19 protein-coding genes are annotated in these 19,476 nt (G+C 63.0%); 13 read left to right on the forward strand and 6 right to left on the reverse strand.

Annotated features, from left to right (window positions below):
* Positions 1–14 precede the first annotated feature (14 nt).
* The 5 genes from ABIB54_RS03910 (at position 15) to ABIB54_RS03930 (ending at position 8,074) form a co-directional block, all read left to right on the forward strand.
* Entirely contained in the window at positions 15–1,433 is a 1,419-nt protein-coding gene (locus ABIB54_RS03910) for a rhamnulokinase (protein WP_354574200.1), read from the forward strand.
* Positions 1,434–2,388: 955 nt separating this feature from the next.
* On the forward strand, positions 2,389–3,552 hold the full coding sequence (locus tag ABIB54_RS03915; protein WP_354574201.1) for a glycoside hydrolase family 99-like domain-containing protein: 1,164 nt from the start codon (positions 2,389–2,391) through the stop codon (positions 3,550–3,552).
* A gap of 1,324 nt (positions 3,553–4,876) precedes the next feature.
* Positions 4,877–5,887, forward strand: a complete 1,011-nt coding sequence (locus ABIB54_RS03920) for a hypothetical protein (RefSeq protein WP_354574202.1) — start codon at positions 4,877–4,879, stop codon at positions 5,885–5,887.
* Between the two features lie 126 nt (positions 5,888–6,013).
* Positions 6,014–6,709: a J domain-containing protein gene (locus tag ABIB54_RS03925; RefSeq protein ID WP_354574203.1), complete on the forward strand. Its 696-nt coding sequence runs from the start codon at positions 6,014–6,016 to the stop codon at positions 6,707–6,709.
* A 294-nt stretch (positions 6,710–7,003) separates the two neighbouring features.
* Positions 7,004–8,074 (forward strand): hypothetical protein, encoded by a 1,071-nt coding sequence (locus ABIB54_RS03930; RefSeq protein WP_354574204.1) that lies wholly within the window; start codon positions 7,004–7,006, stop codon positions 8,072–8,074.
* A 289-nt stretch (positions 8,075–8,363) separates the two neighbouring features.
* Here the strand turns inward: ABIB54_RS03930 and ABIB54_RS03935 are convergent, their stop codons facing one another.
* Positions 8,364–8,732: a hypothetical protein gene (locus ABIB54_RS03935; protein WP_354574205.1), complete on the reverse strand. Its 369-nt coding sequence runs from the start codon at positions 8,730–8,732 to the stop codon at positions 8,364–8,366.
* 382 nt (positions 8,733–9,114) lie between these two features.
* Here ABIB54_RS03935 and ABIB54_RS03940 point away from each other — a divergent pair, with 382 nt between their 5' ends.
* Positions 9,115–9,417 (forward strand): DUF6283 family protein, encoded by a 303-nt coding sequence (locus ABIB54_RS03940; protein WP_354574206.1) that lies wholly within the window; start codon positions 9,115–9,117, stop codon positions 9,415–9,417.
* On the opposite strand, the gene ABIB54_RS03945 is transcribed toward ABIB54_RS03940, so the two are convergent.
* A complete protein-coding gene (locus ABIB54_RS03945; protein WP_354574250.1) occupies positions 9,352–9,579 on the reverse strand; it encodes a hypothetical protein in 228 nt (75 codons plus the stop codon). The two genes, ABIB54_RS03940 and ABIB54_RS03945, sit on opposite strands and share 66 nt — an antisense overlap.
* A gap of 90 nt (positions 9,580–9,669) precedes the next feature.
* Here ABIB54_RS03945 and ABIB54_RS03950 point away from each other — a divergent pair, with 90 nt between their 5' ends.
* The 3 genes from ABIB54_RS03950 to ABIB54_RS03960 all read left to right on the forward strand — a co-directional run bounded on the left by ABIB54_RS03950 (position 9,670) and on the right by ABIB54_RS03960 (position 13,090).
* Positions 9,670–9,900 (forward strand): hypothetical protein, encoded by a 231-nt coding sequence (locus tag ABIB54_RS03950; protein WP_354574207.1) that lies wholly within the window; start codon positions 9,670–9,672, stop codon positions 9,898–9,900.
* Between the two features lie 314 nt (positions 9,901–10,214).
* The gene (locus ABIB54_RS03955; RefSeq protein WP_354574208.1) at positions 10,215–12,386 is read left to right on the forward strand and encodes an FtsK/SpoIIIE domain-containing protein; all 2,172 of its coding nucleotides are present in this window, start codon (positions 10,215–10,217) and stop codon (positions 12,384–12,386) included.
* A gap of 23 nt (positions 12,387–12,409) precedes the next feature.
* Complete coding sequence (locus ABIB54_RS03960; protein WP_354574209.1) at positions 12,410–13,090, forward strand: hypothetical protein; 681 nt, start codon at positions 12,410–12,412, stop codon at positions 13,088–13,090.
* 339 nt (positions 13,091–13,429) lie between these two features.
* Here ABIB54_RS03960 and ABIB54_RS03965 read toward each other — a convergent pair whose 3' ends face one another.
* From ABIB54_RS03965 to ABIB54_RS03975, 3 genes are all read right to left on the reverse strand, one after another.
* Positions 13,430–13,627 carry a hypothetical protein gene (locus ABIB54_RS03965; protein ID WP_354574210.1) on the reverse strand — a complete coding sequence of 66 codons (198 nt, stop codon included), beginning with the start codon at positions 13,625–13,627 and terminating at the stop codon, positions 13,430–13,432.
* Positions 13,624–13,992 carry a hypothetical protein gene (locus ABIB54_RS03970; protein ID WP_354574211.1) on the reverse strand — a complete coding sequence of 123 codons (369 nt, stop codon included), beginning with the start codon at positions 13,990–13,992 and terminating at the stop codon, positions 13,624–13,626. Before ABIB54_RS03970 ends, ABIB54_RS03965 begins: the two co-directional genes overlap by 4 nt.
* Positions 13,993–14,157: 165 nt before the next feature.
* A complete protein-coding gene (locus ABIB54_RS03975; RefSeq protein ID WP_354574212.1) occupies positions 14,158–14,868 on the reverse strand; it encodes a hypothetical protein in 711 nt (236 codons plus the stop codon).
* A 785-nt stretch (positions 14,869–15,653) separates the two neighbouring features.
* Here ABIB54_RS03975 and ABIB54_RS03980 point away from each other — a divergent pair.
* The 4 genes from ABIB54_RS03980 (at position 15,654) to ABIB54_RS03995 (ending at position 18,786) form a co-directional block, all read left to right on the forward strand.
* Positions 15,654–16,022 (forward strand): hypothetical protein, encoded by a 369-nt coding sequence (locus ABIB54_RS03980; protein ID WP_354574213.1) that lies wholly within the window; start codon positions 15,654–15,656, stop codon positions 16,020–16,022.
* 333 nt (positions 16,023–16,355) lie between these two features.
* The gene (locus ABIB54_RS03985; RefSeq protein ID WP_354574214.1) at positions 16,356–17,534 is read left to right on the forward strand and encodes a hypothetical protein; all 1,179 of its coding nucleotides are present in this window, start codon (positions 16,356–16,358) and stop codon (positions 17,532–17,534) included.
* Between the two features lie 86 nt (positions 17,535–17,620).
* On the forward strand, positions 17,621–18,067 hold the full coding sequence (locus tag ABIB54_RS03990) for a hypothetical protein (protein WP_354574215.1): 447 nt from the start codon (positions 17,621–17,623) through the stop codon (positions 18,065–18,067).
* 170 nt (positions 18,068–18,237) lie between these two features.
* A complete protein-coding gene (locus tag ABIB54_RS03995) occupies positions 18,238–18,786 on the forward strand; it encodes a hypothetical protein (RefSeq protein ID WP_354574216.1) in 549 nt (182 codons plus the stop codon).
* Positions 18,787–18,879: 93 nt separating this feature from the next.
* On the opposite strand, the gene ABIB54_RS04000 is transcribed toward ABIB54_RS03995, so the two are convergent.
* Complete coding sequence (locus ABIB54_RS04000) at positions 18,880–19,137, reverse strand: hypothetical protein (RefSeq protein ID WP_354574217.1); 258 nt, start codon at positions 19,135–19,137, stop codon at positions 18,880–18,882.
* Positions 19,138–19,476: the final 339 nt, after the last annotated feature.

Below are 19,476 nucleotides of genomic sequence, written 5' to 3' on the forward strand. Positions count from 1 at the left end.
GGAGACACCTCCCCGTGACCGAGGCTGTTGCCGCCGTCGATCTCGGCGCGACCAGCGGCCGCGTCATGCTCGGTTTCGTTGGACACAACAAGCTGAGCGTTCGGCCCGTGGCGCGCTTCCCAAACCTTCCAATTCGCACTCCGGACGGGCTGCACTGGAACATCCTCGAACTTTTCCGCCATGTGACCGCGGGTCTCGTAGCTGCTGTGCACGAAGAGGCCAGTCTCGCGAGTGCCGGGGTCGACTCTTGGGCCGTCGACTATGCGCTGCTGCGAGGCGGGCGGATGCTCGGCGCCCCGTTCCACTACCGGGACGAGCGCAATCTGGCCGCGGTCGAAGCCATCCACTCGATTGTCTCTGCCAGGCAGTTGTACGCGCAAAACGGACTGCAGTATCTGCCGTTCAACACTCTCTACCAGCTCGAGGCCGAGCGCGATTCCGGCCATCTGCGGTTCGCGGATTCAATGCTCCTCATCCCCGACCTGATCAACTTCTGGCTGACTGGCAAGAGCTTCGCCGAGCGCACAAATGCCTCGACGACCGGCCTCGTCGATATTACGACCGGGGAGTGGAACGAGGCGCTCATCTCACGGCTCGACCTGCCATCCCGGCTGTTTGCTCCGCTGGTCTCTCCCGGCTCGACCGTCGGCACGCTACTTCCGTCGATTGCCACCGGACTGGGGATGTCCGGCAACCTGAACATCGTCGCGGTCGGCTCCCACGACACGGCGTCTGCTGTTGTGGCCATCCCGGCCACCACATCGAACTTCGCCTACATCAGCTGCGGAACCTGGGGGCTCGTCGGCGTCGAGCTCGAGCACCCGGTTCTCAACGAGGCATCGCGACTCGCGAACTTCACCAATGAGGGTGGCGTCGATGGCCGGGTGCGCTACCTGCACAACGTGATGGGACTCTGGCTGCTCTCGGAATCGGTTCGCTACTGGGAGCGCTCCGGCGAGACAATCGACCTGACGACGCTGCTGGCCCAGGCCTCTGCCGTGAGCAGCACCATATCTGTTTTCGACGTGAACGACCCCCGATTTCTCGCACCCGGCGATATGCCGAGACGGATCGCGGAGTGGCTGACCGAGCACGACCGGGCGGTTCCGCGGTCCCGCCCCGAGTTCGTGCGCAGCATGATCCAGTCACTCGCCGCAGCGTTCTCGGATGCCGTGTGTCGGGCGTCCGAGCTTTCCGGAATCCGCGTGGATGTCATCCACATAGTGGGCGGCGGATCGCAAAACGAACTGCTATGCCAGTTGACCGCCGACCTGAGCGGGGTTCCCGTGCTCGCCGGCCCTGTCGAGGCGACAGCCATCGGCAACGTGCTCATCCAGGCAAGAGCGCAGGGATTTGCCACCGGCTCGCTCGAAGCGCTCCGATCGCTCGTGGCATCCACCTTCGCGCCGAAGCGGTTCGACCCCGTCCACTGACTTCCTTGGGTACGCGGCTGGCCCGATATACATTGTTCAAATACCGAACCTTTGAATGTCAAGACCAGCGCCGTCAACTCGAATTTTCCACTGGCGAGGCAGCCTTCATTCTCTAGCGGGGCACTACCAAATCCGAGCTGCTCGGTTCGGAGGTCCAGTTCAAACCGTTCCATCGTTGCGGTGGCCGAGCTGGGGACCCCTATGAATCTGTTCTCAGCCTCGACGGGTGGTCGCCTCCTCATTCATTGGGGCGCGCAGTGATTGAACCCGTCGACATGTTCAGACAGCGCGATCGCAAGGTTGTTGTCACCTCACAACCTCCTGAATGGCGAAAGAATTCCAGCTTGAAGAGGGAGATAAATATTTCGGATCTACACCTTTGGCACTGCGATCAAATTCGGCACAGAACGGGCCAGAGAAGCAGGATTGAGCTCGATGCAATAATTTCACCGTCTCGCACCTCTGGGCGTGGCCGAATAGCCTGCAAATGGCGGGCGCTTCATCGCTTTCTCGAAGCCCGATTATCTTCCCATTCTCATTGAATTTGTTTTCGCGAGGCAAATGGAAATGGACCAATTAATATTCGGTCTGCTCGGTCACTCCTGGACCGTCGTGCCCTCATCGAGCACTCCCCGTCTTACCGACCGACAAAGCAGTCTGCGCTTGGAAAAGAGAGCACCACCGCCTTCCGTTTTGAACCGTTTCACTGTATATTCTTATTCGTCCTGTCTGAAGAGCCAATCGTCGCTGCCGGCGACAATCGGGTTCTCGAACATCTTTGGTAGCAACCACTCACGGTTGCGCGGGAGTCATCGCAATCTTTCCGATCAGTGCTTAGTTCGTCGTGGCGCGGCGGGCGTTTAAGTCGGATCGCACTCAAGAGAGCTTCGAGGATGATGCTGGGTTCTCCACTCTTATCGCTTATGCCGGTCTTCGGAACGCTGAAAGGTTCGTGATGATTCGCCCCACTGTCCTCGCTTATTATTTTCCTAACTGGCACGAGGATAAGCAGAACTTTGCCCGCTACGGCGACGGTTGGAATGAATGGACCCTGCTGAAGAGCGCGCGGCCTCGATTTGAGGGTCACCGCCAACCTCGAGTTCCCGTCAACGGCTACACCGACGAGGCGGATGCTGTGAACATGTCCCACCAGATCGATCTCGCAGCAGATCACGGTATCGACGCGTTCGTCTTCGATTTCTATTGGTACGCCGACGGGCCTTTCTTGCAAGGCGCCCTGGACAGGGGCTATTTGAAGGCTGACAACCGCGTGCGCACCAGTTTCGCTCTCATGTGGGCTAACCACGACTGGGTCGATATTTTTCCTGCACACCATCGTGACCATCCGAAGATCAAGCGAGGAGCGATCGCGAGAGACGTCTTCGACGAAATGGTCGATCATGTTGTGGCGACCTATTTCTCGCAGCCCGAGTATCTGAAAGTCGATGGCAGACCTTTTTTCTCGATCTACGAAATAGGATCGCTCATCGAGGGGCTCGGGGGACTTTCCGCGACAGTGGATGCTCTCGCTAGTTTTCGAGCGAAAACGATCGCTGCTGGGCACCCGGGCCTCTACCTGGACGCTACCGTTTGGGGGTTCGGTATCTTGCCGGGCGCGATTGCCGCCTCGCGACCAGACGAGCTCATCAGGTCACTCGGATTTGCTTCCGCAAGTTCCTATGTTTGGATTCACCACAGCGACCTCACGGACCAAACATTTCCCGTCGGAGACTGGGATGCTGTCGCCGACGATGCCCTGGAGGCCTATGAAACGTACGCCCGCGACCTTGGCGTGCCATTTATCCCCAATGTGACGGTCGGATGGGACTCTTCACCGCGAACGGCGCAGGAACTGCCCTTCACCGCGGATCAATATCCGTGGTATCCGGTGTTCGACGCTACGCCCGCCCAGTTCGAGCGGGGCCTTGAACGCGTTGCAGCCTTCAGCGTGTCGCAGCATCAACCGCACCCTATGATCACCTTGAACGCGTGGAATGAATGGACCGAAGGGTCGGCATTGCTTCCGGATTCCGTGCATGGCACCGCGTACTTGGATGCCGTTCGGCGCGTCTTCGGAATCGCGCCAATCACCGAGAACGAGCACGCAGAAGAAACTTGAAGTACTTGACCAGCGCTCGAACATTTCAGCGGTCAAAGGCGCAGCAGTTGGGAACCGCTTCACAGTTGCAAACAAGGGCGTATGGAGATTGGGATCTTTACCTTTCTGGAGCGACGAGGGCGGTCTTTCGGCGACTATACCAACGAGAGGATCTTGGACCGGTTCCGGCGCGGTTCTGTTGTAGAAAAGACCGAGACATACAGCCAGGTTGGTATCGGGATCAGTGTCTTGGTCGCGGACCCAGACGCTTTTAGAATCAAATTTAGCGGAACGAGGAACGCCAGCTCAGGAAGTTGGGTTCTTCATGACCACGTTTTCATCAACGGTGATTCACCCCGACAAAGCCCGACTGACGTCAGATCGACCGCCTTGGTTAAGTTCCTCAGCCCACCTGGGTAGCCGACGAACGGCCTCTCGAGCTCGGTCTGCTAGTCGACCGAGTCGCCGTTTTCTGTCTCCGACGGTGGTTAGTCATTACGATCCAGGTCAAATTCTCCGGCCGGGACGCCCACCGAGATTGCCACCCTCGTATTATTCGGCAAGCGCTTCTAGCGGGGGAGAGGCACGAGCCCCTCATGGCGGTTTTCGCGCAGACCCAGACCCGGCCTATGGATCCGGACAGTCGAGTCGAGAGACATTAAACGGGGATTGGGACAGGTGTCGGTTTGATTGACTCCTTGAACGCCCAACGAATCGAAGTACGGTCCCGCCGCCCTACGCACTTCGTGACGTCGCCCGGGGCGCCTGACTCTGCGGTAAACGTTCCGGGCTTTCGGTCAGCGATCCGGTTGGCGTAGAGGGCGGCGTTCCGGGTGGTTGGCGTGCCGCCTTTCGTAAAGGCGGGCGTTCCGGTGGGTCGAAAGGTTGGGCGTGCCGCGCATGAAATGAGCGGCATTACCTGGAAGCCGCACACGTATTCGGCAGATCGAAAGCCCGACGACTTCGTCGTCGGCTTATCGACTACTAATACGCCTCAAAGGAGCCCATCATTTCTGTTCACTTCTCAGACACCCCGGAAGACACTGGCCCGGCGCTTGACCTCGAGGCCGTGCTCTTCCCTGCCCTGCGCTCGAAGCATGGCAACCCAGCACCTGACGCCGTCCTCCTCCGCGTGATCGCAACGGGCCTTTCCTCAAATCCTCCGATCCCTGCCGTCGTTATCCGCCGTTGGATCTCAGCTCGCGCCCGTAATGAACCGCTCGTCCAAGCGGCGGCGGCGAACCCTGCCCGGTGGTTCCGACTTCTGCATGCCGCACGCAAGTACCTCGCCTCGGCCCGAACGCCGGTCGGTATGGCAGACCTTCGGCTCCAGGTTGCCCGGCGCATGGTGGCCAGAATTGCCACGCCGATTCCCGCGGGAACCGTCAGCCACCAGCGCGAAATCCGGGCCAGGCACGCGCTTGCGATCATCGGGCTCCAGCAGATCGAGCTCGGCTACGAGAGCATCGTGGTCTCGGGCACGTGGCTCGGTAGCCGCCTCGGCGTGACTCGCAATACGGCGATGGCCGCCTTGAAGACTCTAGAGAAGGACCTCGGATGGATCCGCCGCGTCGGTCAGCGCGGGTCCGCGCTCAAGTGGAAGCTGACGAAGTTCGTCGGCCCACAAGGCGACGAGCTCCGCGAAAGAGCCTTGCTGCACGGTGCGGCCGTCGACGCGCTCGCCTCGATGAGTTACGACGAAGACCGCCTTGCGGAGCTGGTCGCCGCGGCTGGCCACCCAGCCTGGAGTTACTCCCGGGCACGGAGGGCGCCCGGCTCCGAGGAGCTCGTGCAAATCCTCGGCTCACGAGCGTGGGTTGCCGCGATCCACCACTACGCCGCCCTTTCTCCCGAAGAAGGCCTCGGCCTCCCGAAGGCAGCACTGTCGAAGATGAAACGCCAGGTCAACGCTGAGCTCCCTGCCGTCTTCGACCGGCACGCCCCTCTCCTCGAGGCCCTCGACGCCCACGCCGCCGCGTCCGGCGCGATCGTCTACCGTGCCGAACGCGATGCGCTGGCGGCCGCGGAAGCCGCGGTCGACCGCGCGCGCATTGCCGAATTTCGAATCGTGAACGCGGCCCGCCATGCTGCCCGAAAGGCGCTGGCTGCCGTTCTCCGGAAAGCATGGTCCGACCGTGGGCCGCTCGGGCGGGTTCCCGAGGATGTCGCCGAGTTGGCGGCATGGACTGGCGAGGCCGCCCAGATCGTGGCGGAGGGTGGCCTGGTTGTCCAGCCTTCGGATCTGGCCAGCGCTCGGGAGTTCCTCGCGAATCACGTTATCTATCGCGGTTTTGACGCGGCGAAGGCCGCGAAAGTAGCCGGGTTTGTCTTCCGTGATGCGCCGGCTGCGGCCTAACTTTTCCGGCCGCACACGTAGTAATCAGGAAGAGGCTGCTCCCCTCTCCCCAGGTGTCGGCGGGTGTCAACCTCCCCGCCGGCACCGTTTCTTTCCGGGGCAGACGAGAGCAACCAGGAGCACAGCATGGCCAACGCAACCCATTACGACACGCTTTGCGTGGCGCCGACGGCGCCGCCGGAGGAGATCAAGAAATCTTGGCGCCGGCTCGTACGGAATTTTCATCCAGATACCGCTGGTGACGCTGGGGTTGTTATGACGCAGCGGCTAAACGCCGCTTACTCGATCGTCGGCAGCCCGGATTCTCGCCGTGCGTATGACCGCGACCTTCTCCTGGACGCCGAACCGCAGCCTGAGGCGTCGCACCAGCCGGCGCCGCAGGCGTCGCACCAGCCTCAACCGGCCACTGCACCGACCGCCCCGAGAGCGCCCGCGGCGCCCTCCTCCCCGTGGGAGCCCGAGCGCTATCGGAGCCTTTGCAAGATTGCGCTGGTCTGCTTGGCGATCATTGGCATCGGAATCATTGTGGGCGCCGCGTCCCTGAATTCCACGCACTCGTCGATCTGGCTGGCGCCGATCGCCGCAGCCGCGATTTTGACTGCGGCCCGCCAGAAGATGGCGAGATGGAGGGCCGCGGTCCTCGGGATCGCGATCGTCGCGGCACCGCTTGGAGCCATCGGAGTGTGGGTCTTTTCGGGATGGCTCGCTGACGCAGGCCCCGTCGCGCTAATCGCCCAGGCGCTGGTCGCTTCGGCCGCGTTCGTTGCCCACTCGGTGGGCGTACCGATCCGTGCGCTTCGCGCCGCCAAGCCCCGCAAATAACTGCTCAACAACCGGAAGAAGAAACGCCATGTCCAAGATCAATCGAGCATCAAAATCCGCCGTCAAGTTGATCCTCGGGATCGTGATCGTCGCCGTTATCGGGATCACGATTCTCAAAAGCTGGGGCTGGATCTAGCCAGAGCGGGCCGCACGCACTCCCGGATCGCCATCCTCGCCGACCCCCGACCCCCGATCCGAACCCTGCGCAGGCGGTGTGACACCCAATCGAGTGCTATCCGAACTTTCCTCAAGGCCGGTATATTGCAACCACACCATTTCCCGATTGAAGGCCACATGAAACCCTCTATCCGCGCCGCTGCTGTTGCTGTTGCTATCTTTGTCGCAATCTCGCTTACCGGCTGTGGCTCGCAGAATGTGAGCCGTGACAGCGCCTCCGTCAAGTGCGCTGATTTCCTCAAAATGTCGCCGAGCGATCAAAGTCTCTACGACCCGGACAGGGGAAATATCATCACCTACACGTCAGAGGGAGCCTCCTCCGAAGCCTGGATAAAAGCGGCGCGTCGACAGTGCGCGCTGAAAGGCAACTCCAATAAGACCCCAAAATCGGTCATCGCAGCTATTTCGCAAGGCACATGCTCCACCTTCGCCACCCTGAGCCTCAAGGCGAAGGCGGAATGGGCCGACGCAACTCAGCAAGAAGGGGGCTGGAGCTCGGCTGGCCTGACGAATGAGCAGAAGGCTCTCGCCATGACCAAAATGTGCGCGAAAACGTCAGCGGACACGGTAGATCTCGCCGCTTCAGGTTTGGGCGGTCTGTCCAGTAACCCCATCGTTTTCGCTCAATTCGTGGGCAAGGACGCCGGATGGAGCGGAATCACTTGGACCACGTCAACCGTGTTGGGCTACACGTCTCAGGGGCGCCTCACAATTGGCCCTACGCTCCCGAAGGGCGAGAAATTTCACCCGCTAAATCTCAAGCTCTCAGTAGGGACTGCGTGCGCGTTTAACCCAGACCTTGACGCCGTATTCCCTGCACTATTTGTGGCGACAGGAACAACTGCCAATACGAAGGCAGTGGTGTCGGGCAGTATTTCCGTGCAGCAAACTAATGCGCCAGGTATCACGGATGCGGTGGCGGAAATGATATTTACGGATGGAACGTCCGCCTGCTCTGACAAGACGGGAGGCACGGTTGGAGAGCAAAGCGGCACCAAACTCGATCCGGGCAATTCTGTCACCACCCCCACATTCATCATCGTCCACAACTACTACGCGCCTCGCTACCCATCAGGCGCATCGGTCGAACTGTCGAGATTCGAGATTAGACCGGGCCTCTCACTCGGCGGTGAAGATCCCGATGCGAGCGTCACCTCGGCTGACATCAACCTTTCGGCTGTCCACTAGACAAACCCACTCGCTCAAGTCCGCACGTGCAGCTTGCCTGTCTGACTGTGTCCCAACATTTCCTGGGGTGATGACCTTATTCGCAGTGAGAGATCGAGCTCGGTGGTCTGCTCGAACCTGTTCAGTTACGCAACCGGCAGGGCAGAAGCGGCAACGGACTGGCTGCCGTGCCTGGGGCGTTTCGTTTGGTGATCCGCTTAGAGGCGGCCACCAAAGGGAGCAGAGCACCAGGCTGCGAACTACAGACACGCGCTCGAGGAGCTGCGAGCCACCATCGCCGAGACCGCCACTACTGTGTCGCGATAGTCCTCAGTATCGGCACAAGTTTGTCGCACATGCCGGCGGGCAGTGAGGACTTCCCCGTCAGTCGGCTGTCGGAGATCAGGAGCAGCAGGGAAGGGAACGTCTCCAGGTTGGTCGCCGGGACGTCCACGGCACAGGTGACGGGGGAAACCCCTACCTTGGCGCCTGACCCAAGCGACGGCGCATCCGTCACAACAGGGGTTTGATCCTGGAACGCTACAAACTTCGAGATGTCTACTGTTGCAGGGCTGTCACTCCTACTCGACGCTGATATGACAACGTCAGTGCCACCGATCGAGTACGCGCACCCACCGTCGTTCATCGAGGGGAACGAGCTGTAATCGACGCTGGTCACAAGTCCGGAGGCTGCGTTCACAGTTGCCGCAGTGGGGCACGCGTCACCGGCACGCCAAACACTGCCAGTACCGCCGAAAGAGTCGCGCGCAACAGGCGCAGCAGGCGCTGACGGTGCGGCCGCCGCCGGGGTGTCGTTCGGAGGGTTGCTCGCGCTATCACTGGCTGACCCTCGGGCACTGCATCCGACGAGAGCCAGAACCACTGCTGTCGCAGCAACCAGCGAAATGAACCTGCTCATCGAACCTCCACGGGAACTGTGCCTGGGCTGCTGACCAACTCGAGGTCCGCGCCAGATCAGAAACTAGCATGACCGGACACGCCAAGCTCTCCTGGCTGTTCAACACCGAACCCACCGCCGCCGCATCCTGAAGCTGGACCGCATGAATTCGACGCCCTCCCTGCCTCGTAAGTCCCCATGCGCGTCATGCCCGTTCCGGGTGAACGTGCCGTCCGGTATTTGGGGTCCGGAAGAATACGAAAAGCTTCCCCGTTACGACGGCGACATGGTCGGGCAGTCCCCGAAGGCGTTCGCCTGCCACCAGTTCGATGGGCCGTCGCCTGCGGCCGTTTCGCTGGCTGTCGAAGTGGGCGCTGCGGTGGACGATCCGGGGCGAGCTTCAGGCCCAGCGCTGGTCGATGATTTCGCGCGCGGAAAGCCCGGTGGCGGAGTGCCAAGATCCTGAGTGGTCCCGGGTCATTGGCTCTGACTCGATCCCCGGTTGCGCCTGGCAGACCCGCTGACTGTGTGCCTCTGCCGCGACCTGGGTCGCGTGGCCGCCTGTCACGAGGCCGTCTGCCGCCGTCTCGGAAGCATGGGAGAAGAGCGTTCCGTATTCCGTTGCCATGCCCGATCCATGCGCGGGGCGGCCTGGCTGACTCGGCACTGCGTGTGGCGGCGGCGGGAGCCGCACACGTAGTAGGCGGAGGCACCACCAATGAGCGCACGAGCAATTTGCCTGACCCGGTCCGCGACCGCCGGCACCCTGACGCTGACCGCGATCGGCGACGTCGACGCCGAGGAGCTCGGCGTGGATCTCCGCGCGCTCGATTTTGTGGCCACGCCGGCAGGGATCGTGCTTGTGGCGCCGGTAGACGAGATGGACGCGGCGATCGAGCAGCTGCGCACCTGGGGCTACGACGTCGTCGTCGTTTTGGCGGGTGCCTGATGCCTAGTGTGAAGACGGTCGTGCGGTGGATTCTCCGCCGCGTCTGGAAACTGATTGTTTGGGCCGTCGTCGGTTTCGTCGTCGCGATCCCCGCCGTCGTTATCGGCGATAGTGCCGGCCACGTAGGAATGAACGAGAAGGCATACTCCCGGTGGGCCCAGTGGTTTTCCGCGGTCATCTGGGTCACCGCGCTTCCGTGGCTGCTCTGGAACCTGCGCTTCATCTCCCCGTGGGAGCCAGCAGTTCTCCTGCTCGAGCTCCCGCTCGCCTTCTTCTTCTTTGCCCGTCGTTTCTCCGCCGATAGTGGTCGAGAGATGGGCGCCCGCCAGTTCTTCGCGGGGCTGAAAATGCTGACGCACTCCGAGGGAACCGTCGACGCCGAGGGTGTTACTACGCCAGGTCGGGTTCGTATCGCAACCGTCACCCAGATCGCTGCGGGAGTCGTTATGACCTTCGGTGTTCTGCTGGAGCTCTCGACGAAGGTGCCATTGATCCGCGACGCGATGAGCTCGCTCTCGCATTTGACGCCGTGGGCTCCGCTGATTGTGCTTGCGGGATTCTGGACGCTGCTCCCCGCCGCCGGGGTTGTTGGGGTTAGCCACGCTCGCGACGATGCCGGCGCGGCAGACACCGAGGCTCTGTGGGGTGCCTACCTGGCTGCCGTACTTTCGATCAGCCAAAACGAGTGGTTTTCGGGCTCCGGGGCTTTCGAATTCTCGCCCGCTCAGGACCGCCTCACGGTCACGAATGTGCCGATTGCCGCGCGTACCAAGCTCGACGCTGTCGAGGCCAAGTGCGCACTCATCATTCCCGGCTGGACCGTCATCTCGGCGACGTTCGACCGGGTCGAACTCGGCCGGATCGAGGACTTCCCCGAGGTGGCTGCCGCCCGCGCGGCGATGACGGCCTCCGCCGGGCTGGTCGTTGGCTTCCACGATCTCCCCGACTCAACCCTCCGCCCTGCCGCCGCCCTCTGGAAGCTCGCCGAAGGCCGCGTCACCGCCGCCCAAATCGACGCCCTCGCCGTCAGCCAAGGGCTTCGGCTGGTTGATTTCCGCGAATATCAAAACGAAGCCATCGTGGCGCGACTGGGCGGGCGCACGCAGCAGGTCCGTCGCCGGCTCGCCGGGCTTCTCGGTAAGGCCGAGCATGAAGTTGAGCTGGAAATCGCGATGACGGGAGGCCGGATCGAGACGGTGACCGTCGAGCGAAGTCCGAACCTTGGGCTGGAAGCGGAGAAGCGGCTCACGATCTGGCGGAATTTGATCGAAGCCATTCCTGGCGGGAGCAACGGCTGGATTGTGAACGATGACTCGATCACCGGACGCGTTGTCTTGACTTACGGCGAGCCGCGGGTTCTCCGCGAGATGGTGCCGATGGCCGAAATTCTGCCGCCGCACCTGGCTCCGGAAGAGTGGGCGACATTGCCGCTTGGTATCGACGCGGCCGGAAAAGTCGTCAGCATCGACCTGGCGAACGGCCCGCATAGCGTGATCGCCGGCCCGACGGGATCGGGTAAGACGGTGGCGCTGCTGCAGCTTATGGCGAGTGCGATCGCCCGCGGCCACCAGGTCGTATTGATCGATCCGACGAAGGGAGGTCTCGATTTTGCGGCCGTCCGCCCGTGGACCGTGGCGTGGGCTACGGAAAGCCTCGAGGCCGCGCAAGCTGCGATGGAGCGTGTTTACGCCGAGGTCGGCCGCCGGAAGGCAATCCTCGCCCGCGAAGGCGAGGTTAAGTGGAGCGACTTCTCTACCGAGGTCCGCGAGACTGAAAATGTTCGCCCGATCCTCATCGTTGTCGACGAGCTCGGCTCGCTCGTTCTGCTGGAAGACGTGCCGAAAGGCCTGCCGAAAACTGACCCGTATGTGGTCGAAGCCGAAACCCGTAACGCCGCGCGGTCGATTATTCGCTCGCTTCTCGGCCGTGTCGCCCGGGAAGCGCGGTTCGCCGGCCTGCACCTTGCCGTGGCGCTCCAGCGCCCTGACGCCGCGATCCTTGGCGGTGAGTTGCGCTCGAACCTGACCTCCGCCGTCCAGCTCGCCCCGCCCGGAAAGCCGATCTCGCGGGAGGCGATGACAATGTTGATCCCCGGCGACCAGGGCCCGGTCGCCTCCGCTGCGCTCTCCGAACTCGACGATGGTAAATCCCGCGGCCTCGCGGTCATCGCCTCCGACGGCGGCAAGGTGACAGGCTTCCGCGTCGCATACGAGCCAGCGAAGACGATCCCGGCGTTGCTCGAAGCGCTGGGCGTTCCGAAGCCCGACCCGTGGATCATCGGCGCGACGGCCACGACGGCTCTCCCTGTAATTCCTGTAGAGGTGGAGCCGGAGTTCCGGCTTCTGATATCTGACCAAACCGTTGTAACCGAGGACCTCGGCGTTCTGGAAGTCGACTTCGATTTCTCGGTCGTCGACGACTTCGATGAAGACCCACCAGCACCACCCGCGAAGCCAGCCGCGTTCGCGTTTTCATTCGACGACTGACCAACCACCGAAAGGTTTCAACTATGTATGTTCTCCTCTTCGCTCTCGCCGTCTTCCTCGGCGCCGCTTCAGTGCTCCTGACTTTGCAACGGCTCGTTCGCGTTCGCCAATCACGGATTGTCGCCGCGTTCCTGCCCCTTCTCGGCCTGTTCTTCTACGGGGACGGGACGCTCGGGCTCCTCCTGATCCTGCTGAGCGTTTGGACGACAGGTCGCGCGATCGCGGCCTGCCTGCCTGCGGGCACAACATTTCGTGACTTCGTCGCGGCGCTTCGAACATCAGGGAATCGCCGTCTCTTCTCGCACGTTTTTCACTTCGTGGCAATGACGATCGCCAGCATCTTTCTGCTCTTCAAAGTGAGCGGCGGTGGAGATCCAGAAGTGAAGGCCCAGGTGCTCGCAAAGCGAATCGTTGCCCGTGACGGGATGCTAGAAGCGCGCCGGGCGATCCCCGGAGCGCTGGGCTTCTCCCGGCTGCACTGGACGCTCTGCGGCGTGGCCGGCGGTATCTGGATTGTGTTGCAGCTGGCCCACCGGGCGACCTTCGCGACTACCTTCGCGGCCTCCGTGCCGGCGGTCCTGCTCGCTGCGGTGTGGCTCCTTTACGGGCGCTGCCCCAAGCTCGGCTGGGCGAAGAAGCGGGCTCGTACTTCGGTGGCCACCGTCGATGGTGCCGCTGATGTAGCGGAATCAGCGCATGGCTAAGGCGCTCCGCACCGCAGCCGAGTTCGCTCTCGGGCTCCTTCTGGCCAACCACCGTGCCTGCTTCCATTGCGCTGCCGCCGGGAGAGGGGAGGCTATCCCGGCTGGTGTCTAAACGATGGACCTCAACAGAAAGACCGCCGGGCAATCCGGCGGTCTTTCTTAGCGTTGCTCAGCGCCAATTTAAGCCCTCGGCAACCCGGCAGCAACGCTCACTCGCAGCGCGCGAGAACGCCGCCAGATCAAGCTCAGGCAGCCGCTCTGCGGCATTCGAGCCGCTATGCGAACCGGGAAGCGGTGGCCTCACCAACCGGGGCATCCTCGCCGCTCGGCCGCCCGTCCCTATGCCGGGATCGCATCCAGGACCGTCTTGACCGCGGTTTGCGCCACGTCATGGAGCCCGGCGAGGGCCTGCGTAAAATCAGTCAACGGCGGCAGGCCCGGGATTGTCGACAGGATCGCGAGAACGACGCCAGCGACTAGGAACACTTGCACGGTCTTGACGACCGTTGCGACGGCGTCTCCTGCTGCGCGGATCACAGCGACCGCGCAGCAGAGAAAGCCTCGAACGCGGCGCGACGAGCCCGCTCCATGAGCGCCGCCTCCTCGTCCTCGTGGAGTGAATCGAGAAGGGCCGCGGAGGTCGTCTCGCGGAAGATCGCCTGGACGATCGGCGCGAAGGCCTCCTGAACGAAGACTGCGCGGGCTGCCGGGCTGAGCCCGATGCTGGAAAGTGAGCTCTCGAGCTTCACGGCCTGGCGGGCGGCGTCTTTCAACGCGGGGAAACTGAGGAAGATCGCCTCTTCGAGAGCGTGGTTACGGGTGCGCGCGGTGCGGAGGGCGGTCTCGCGCGCGGTGCTGGCGGTGGTGATTTGGGTTGAAGTGTCAGTGTCAATGATGCTCATGATTGTGGCCTTTCGGTTGCTCGGTTGCTCGTGCTCTAGTCGGGGAGAATATTTTTTCCCCCTACACCACATAGATGGAGCAAAGGTCTCAAAAGAAAGCCCGCAAACGGCAAATCCGAAGACCCCCATTTCGGGGCACAAGAATTGAGCCGCGGAGAGTCGATATCAAATACGTGCCAGCTGAGGTGACTTGCTCAACAGCCCCCGCGAGTGTGCAAGCGACCGGCGAACCGTATGCACGGAGACGCCAGCGGCGGCCGCGAGATCCTCGGTCGGCACCGAACGCCCCCCACTGAGGCCGTAGGCCGCGGCGAGCCACTCGCGGTCCCGGCCGTCCAGCGCCAGCATTGCCGACCGGACGTCGAGCTCGCGCTCGACCTGAGCCTCCCAGCCCGCCGAATCGCCCACCATCTCGCCGACCCCGTCCTCGACGTCCAGCGAAAGCATCGAGGCGATCCCGTCGCCGTCCGACCAGGCGACTCGCCGCGCCGCGCGGGTCGTCGAAACTATCGGCAGCGACGCTTCGAGGCCAGCTTCTCCGCCCCAAACCCGGCAGCTCGCGAACCAGCCGAGGAGCGTCGCGCCACGGGCCGGATCGTAGGAGCGAATCGCGTGGACTGCCCGCTCGCCCGCAGCCCCCGCGCGATCATCTGCGGCTGCCTGGCTTGGGGCCTTCGACCGAGCGTTTGCCACGATGAGGCTCCAGTAGGCCGTCAAGAGCGCGTTGCCGGCGAGCAGTCCCGCCCGAGCCTCCTCGGCGGTCGCTTCCGGTGCCCGCCCGGCGGCCAGCTGGGTGACCAGCTCCTGGTGACGCTCTGGAGTGAGTTTGACCCCGGCTGGGATCTGGTGGCTGGTGGAAAATTTCTGCTCGGTCATGGTGGCTCCGCTGCTCTGGCGGAAGCGCGAGTGCGCCTCTCAGAGGGGAGACATGCGGCGGAAATGGGCCGTTTAGAGGCCGGCAGCGAAAATCGGTCGAGAAATCTTTCCCGGCCCGTGTGCGCAGTCAGTGCGGAAGGGTGCGTTGCACCAAACGGCACGCATGTCATAACGGTTGACATGAGGCCCGGCACGCTCAACGGCACGCCAACCGTTACGGCCGACCCAACGTCACGCTCCACGGCACGCCCGGCGGTCCGGTTACCTTCCCGGCACGCTCGGCTTCGCGAGCCGTGCGACGGAGTGCTAGGTGAAGTGCGCGGCGTGACGGTCTGGCGTCGAGGGCTGCGAACCGAAGCGCTTGTTGAGACGGCCTAGCGAATAGGTCTGCTTGCCGGGTCGGGGTGATGGGTTGGCGAATAGGGACTCAGATCGGCGCACCGAGCGAAGCGGTCGCCTGTGCGGGGCGCTTATGAGTGGCGTGCTGGTGGTTGGCATGCCACGGCCCGCTGCCCGCCGTTCGCAGGTCCACTATCCGGCATTGCGCCGAGCGGCCGCACAGCGAGCCGCACACGTACTAACCGGCGCTGGCCTTTTCCGGCGCTACCATCGACAGGAGACCCAGATAGATGAGCAGTCCTACTAAAAACCGCCCCGGCTACGCCGCGGTCCAGCGCCCAGTCAAAACGGCTAAGGGGATCAACATTGCCTTGCGGTGGATGCGTGTGACCCCGGCAAATGCCGCTGGTCCTTCTGCCGGGCCGCTCGAAACGACGGAGAGCAGGATGAACCAACTGAACAACGGAGAAGGAATCCGCGTCATGGCGGAGATTGAATCCGTCCCGTATAAGCCCACAACCGATTGGGACGACCCCAACTTCCGTGATTACCCCGAGGAAGGGGACCCCCTGCGTTTGTACAGTGAGGTCCGCGTCAGAAGCAACGACGCCGATGACGACGCTTCGGAGCGAGTCGCAGACTTCAAGCTTTACCCGGAGTGGCCTGAGCTCAAGCACGGCGATGCCGAAGAGATCATCGACGCCGTAATCGCTTCGGCCGCGAAAATCGGGGTCCTCCTCACGCTCGCAGGGGAGGAAGACTCGACCAATGGGAACTTCTTCGGAATCTGGTTCTTCGCGAAATTCCCGGAATAGCCTCCGAAACAACTTCGCCCCGGCTTGCCAAGAGCCGGGGCGATTTGTCATTTCGGAGCAGGGTTGAATATCACCGCCCGCCCCTCTAAGACACGCTCGCAAGGACGGCACGCCTGGCGAGACGGGCAGACGAATCGGGTGGCAGCGTGACGATGCGCTCGTCGGTCAGCGTGACGATGCCCTCGCGTCGGTCAGCGTGCCGGGGTGAGCGGCCCCACGGGTGGCGATGGTCGGGTCTCTGTGTGTGCGCGATCCGCCGCCGCACACATAGGTGAGTGAAGTGATCGGGCATCTCGCCCGGCCTCAGCCCTCGAGCGAAAGAGACCTGCCCACATGACTACTGTTTCCCAGCGGAAGCGTCGCCCGCGGCGCCTTACTCGCATCCTCCGCGGTTCCACCGGCGCGATCGATCTCACGAGCATCATGGTGGGTGTGCTTGTCATCGGCATAATCGGTGGCGTCATCGGTGCTTCGGTGACTACGGTCATCCCGTGGGCGCAGGACTCGGCTGCCAAGAGTGCACTCCTCTCCGTGAAGACGGCCGAATCCGTCTACTTCGTGAGCCACCACTCCTTCGGCTCTTTGGCCGAGCTCCAGGCTCCCACCGCGTTCGCAGCAGACGTTGGCGGCGGCCCGGGTCGCCCGGGTGCTTCGGTTGCCGCGACCGTTGCTGGCGCGCCGCTTTTGCCGAAGACTGAGTCGATTCTGATTTCTGCCGGGCCTGGGGGCTGGATTGCGAGCTCGGAGAGCAGGACCGGCACCTTCTTTTACCTGAGCTCAGGGTCGCAAAGCGGTCCGACAACCGTTCTGCCGGTCATCGCAGGGCTGCCCGCGCCGGGCGCGGTCGCGCCTCCTGCGTCGGGACCGAGGGTCATGCAGAGCAATGGCCTGGTTACGATCTTCTCCGCACCGACGGGCGTTCAAGGGTTGAAAATCTCTGTGACCGTCCCGTCTGAAATCACCGGCCCGGGGAAAGCGAGCTTGGGATCGCAGCGGGCCTTTGCCGCGAGCTACGGCGACACCGCCAGCGACTGGGTCGCCAGCGAAGGGCGCGCCAGCGGCTCAGAAACGACTTTCGATTTCGTACTCTCGAAGACGGCCGCGGCTGGAAATCCGGTCTGGGGCTTCACGCCCATCCTTCCGGGGAATGCAGGGGCAGAGAGTGGGACTTACCCGGTCACGACTCGGATCACGGCATCCGTACCCCTGACCGGTCAGACGACCACATCCGTGCAGACTCCGATGACTTTCTGGGCACCGACGCCCGGCGCCATCTCCGCTACCGGTGCCGCCACGACCATCGCTTTGATCTGGTCGGCATCGCCGGTCGCGACCGCGGGCACCCGCTACGAGATCTACCGGGGAACCAAGCTCGTTGCGACGGTCAACGGCCTGACATTCACCGATTCGGGCCTCGCACGGGGGAAGACATATACGTACAAGCTGCGCGCGATCCTCCCCGGAGGAACTTTCAGCCCGTGGACCGAACCGGTGGACGCCCGGACCGTCTAACTAGGCGAGCAGCCATCCAACCATCCCCTCAGAGAAACAGCCGCAGCCCGCGGCTGGTAGTCCATCCCTATAGAACGGAATCAGCCATGCTCAATCGCTCAACACTCGCACCTTCAAACGTCCCGATCCGTCTTCCCGGCGGAAAGCCTGGCTTCGGCATCCGCTGGAAGCTCCGGGTGCCACGAGAATCGCCGTCGACTCCCTCTGCCGGGCCGGTTGCCGGGCTGGAGCCGCTCGAGCGCGAGAAGGTGCAGGGGCTCGTCTCCAAATCGAGCCTCGCGGAGCTCCTGAAAATCCATCGCTCTCGGGAGGGCTCGACAAGCCTTCGGGAGCGCGAGGCCGGCGATGTGGCGGCCGAAGAGGCCATCGATCGAGGATCTCTGGGGCCGGCAGTCTCGAAGCTTCTGGCGGATGATGACTCTGGAATGCTGACGGTCCACGACGCGATCCTCCAGGCCATCCTCGAAGAGGCGCCAGAGGAGCCACGGGAGTGGGCGCCGACCGCGCCGAAGGAATGGAGGCGGCGCTACTAGCGCGGCCGCATCCGAAACGATCGCCGGCTCGCTCCTCATTGCGGGGAGCGTGCCGGCGTTTTGTGTGCGGGCGGTGTGCGCGCCGCACACATACAGAAGGACGCCTCGAATCGGGGCGTTGATCGTCGCGCTCGCGCTGGTCTCAACTTTCGTAAGGAACCCAACACCGCATGAAGTCTCTCCTCTCAGCCAGCAACACCGCTAAGGCCCGCGTCGCATCGATCAAGGAGCGCGGTGGAGTGCTCGCCGTCCTTCGCACCAAGGGTGGAGCAATCGACCTCGCGAGCATCATGGTCGGTGTTCTCGTCATCGGCATCATCGGTGGCGTCATCGCCGTCGCCGTGTTCGCGGTCATCCCGTGGGCGCAGAACGAAGCCGCCAAGGGTGCGCTCGAGTCCGTGAAGACGGCCGAGTCCGTCTCCTACGCCGCTGCCGCAGGCAACGGAACCGGCAAGTTCGCCAGCTACGCCGACCTCGTCGACGGTACCGGGCAGCTTGGTGGCAAGTCCGTCATCCAGGACAGCAAGCTCGTGAACATCGCGCTGAGCGACAACGGCGACGCGTTCATCGCACTGTCGCAGTCAGCGACCGGCGACCAGTTCTTCATCACGTCGGAGAACCCGTCCACCGTGCTGACGTCGAGCACCGCGGACCAGGCAATCCTGACCGCGTTCATCGGGGCGCACACGGGACTTACCGTGCCGACGGTCACCCCGTAGTCACACCCGCCTAGCCTCACCGCCAGGTAACGCCGAACGGCGGGATTCTTCCTTCGGGAAGATCCCGCCGTTTCTGCGTTCTGGATCGGCAGGTCAGCCGCCGATCGTGAGAAAGAGCACGTACTCGCCGCGGACGTCGATCGCTAGGAGACCGCCGCGCTGAAGCGCGGCGAGTTGCGAATCGGAGATCACGGCGATCGCGCCACCGTGGCGGAGTTGCGGGTCCGGGGCGCCGGAGCCGGTGCTGGGCGGTTCGGGTGCGCCTAGATCGGCGGGGAATCGTGCCCAGCTGAGTTCGGATTCGGGATATGCCGCCGCTTGGACTACGCGGGCTTTCGTCAGAATGCTCATGGTTAGGGCATGCGCGGGGGTGTAAGCGTGTTTGGGCGCCGAGCCCGTCGTCCTCCGCCGTTACCGTTCTGTGATGCTAACGATATTCCACGCGGTTTCCATCATCGCAGAGGAATACTCATATAAGGAGTTGTGTGAGGTTCCAACCCCTGATTGGCCAAAAGCCCCGGAAACACGGGGCACTGCCGTCTCCCAGCCAGGTACCCCTCTAATTCTTATTTCCATAATTCGGAGGTAATGGTAGGGTCACGTCCCGCTGAGTGGTGGAGTTTCTCAACACCGTGCGGGTCAGTTGTTTTAGTTTAGGCGGCGGCGAGTTCTGGGAGGATCACCGCCTCG

Origin of the sequence: Frigoribacterium sp. UYMn621 (assembly GCF_040549525.1) — a bacterium.
Taxonomy (GTDB): domain Bacteria; phylum Actinomycetota; class Actinomycetes; order Actinomycetales; family Microbacteriaceae; genus Lacisediminihabitans.

What these genes read in the sequence shown, in the direction of transcription:
- ABIB54_RS03925 (WP_354574203.1), top strand. Translation starts at nt 6,014, where the DNA reads ATGGCCAACGCAACCCATTACGACACGCTTTGCGTGGCGCCGACGGCG.
- ABIB54_RS04000 (WP_354574217.1), bottom strand. Translation starts at nt 19,137, where the DNA reads ATGAGCATTCTGACGAAAGCCCGCGTAGTCCAAGCGGCGGCATATCCC.
- ABIB54_RS03985 (WP_354574214.1), top strand. Translation starts at nt 16,356, where the DNA reads ATGACTACTGTTTCCCAGCGGAAGCGTCGCCCGCGGCGCCTTACTCGC.
- ABIB54_RS03990 (WP_354574215.1), top strand. Translation starts at nt 17,621, where the DNA reads ATGCTCAATCGCTCAACACTCGCACCTTCAAACGTCCCGATCCGTCTT.
- ABIB54_RS03920 (WP_354574202.1), top strand. Translation starts at nt 4,877, where the DNA reads ATGGTGGCCAGAATTGCCACGCCGATTCCCGCGGGAACCGTCAGCCAC.
- ABIB54_RS03980 (WP_354574213.1), top strand. Translation starts at nt 15,654, where the DNA reads ATGAACCAACTGAACAACGGAGAAGGAATCCGCGTCATGGCGGAGATT.
- ABIB54_RS03940 (WP_354574206.1), top strand. Translation starts at nt 9,115, where the DNA reads ATGAATTCGACGCCCTCCCTGCCTCGTAAGTCCCCATGCGCGTCATGC.
- ABIB54_RS03960 (WP_354574209.1), top strand. Translation starts at nt 12,410, where the DNA reads ATGTATGTTCTCCTCTTCGCTCTCGCCGTCTTCCTCGGCGCCGCTTCA.
- ABIB54_RS03930 (WP_354574204.1), top strand. Translation starts at nt 7,004, where the DNA reads ATGAAACCCTCTATCCGCGCCGCTGCTGTTGCTGTTGCTATCTTTGTC.
- ABIB54_RS03970 (WP_354574211.1), bottom strand. Translation starts at nt 13,992, where the DNA reads ATGAGCATCATTGACACTGACACTTCAACCCAAATCACCACCGCCAGC.
- ABIB54_RS03955 (WP_354574208.1), top strand. Translation starts at nt 10,215, where the DNA reads ATGGGCGCCCGCCAGTTCTTCGCGGGGCTGAAAATGCTGACGCACTCC.
- ABIB54_RS03915 (WP_354574201.1), top strand. Translation starts at nt 2,389, where the DNA reads ATGATTCGCCCCACTGTCCTCGCTTATTATTTTCCTAACTGGCACGAG.
- ABIB54_RS03950 (WP_354574207.1), top strand. Translation starts at nt 9,670, where the DNA reads ATGAGCGCACGAGCAATTTGCCTGACCCGGTCCGCGACCGCCGGCACC.
- ABIB54_RS03945 (WP_354574250.1), bottom strand. Translation starts at nt 9,579, where the DNA reads ATGGCAACGGAATACGGAACGCTCTTCTCCCATGCTTCCGAGACGGCG.
- ABIB54_RS03995 (WP_354574216.1), top strand. Translation starts at nt 18,238, where the DNA reads ATGAAGTCTCTCCTCTCAGCCAGCAACACCGCTAAGGCCCGCGTCGCA.
- ABIB54_RS03975 (WP_354574212.1), bottom strand. Translation starts at nt 14,868, where the DNA reads ATGACCGAGCAGAAATTTTCCACCAGCCACCAGATCCCAGCCGGGGTC.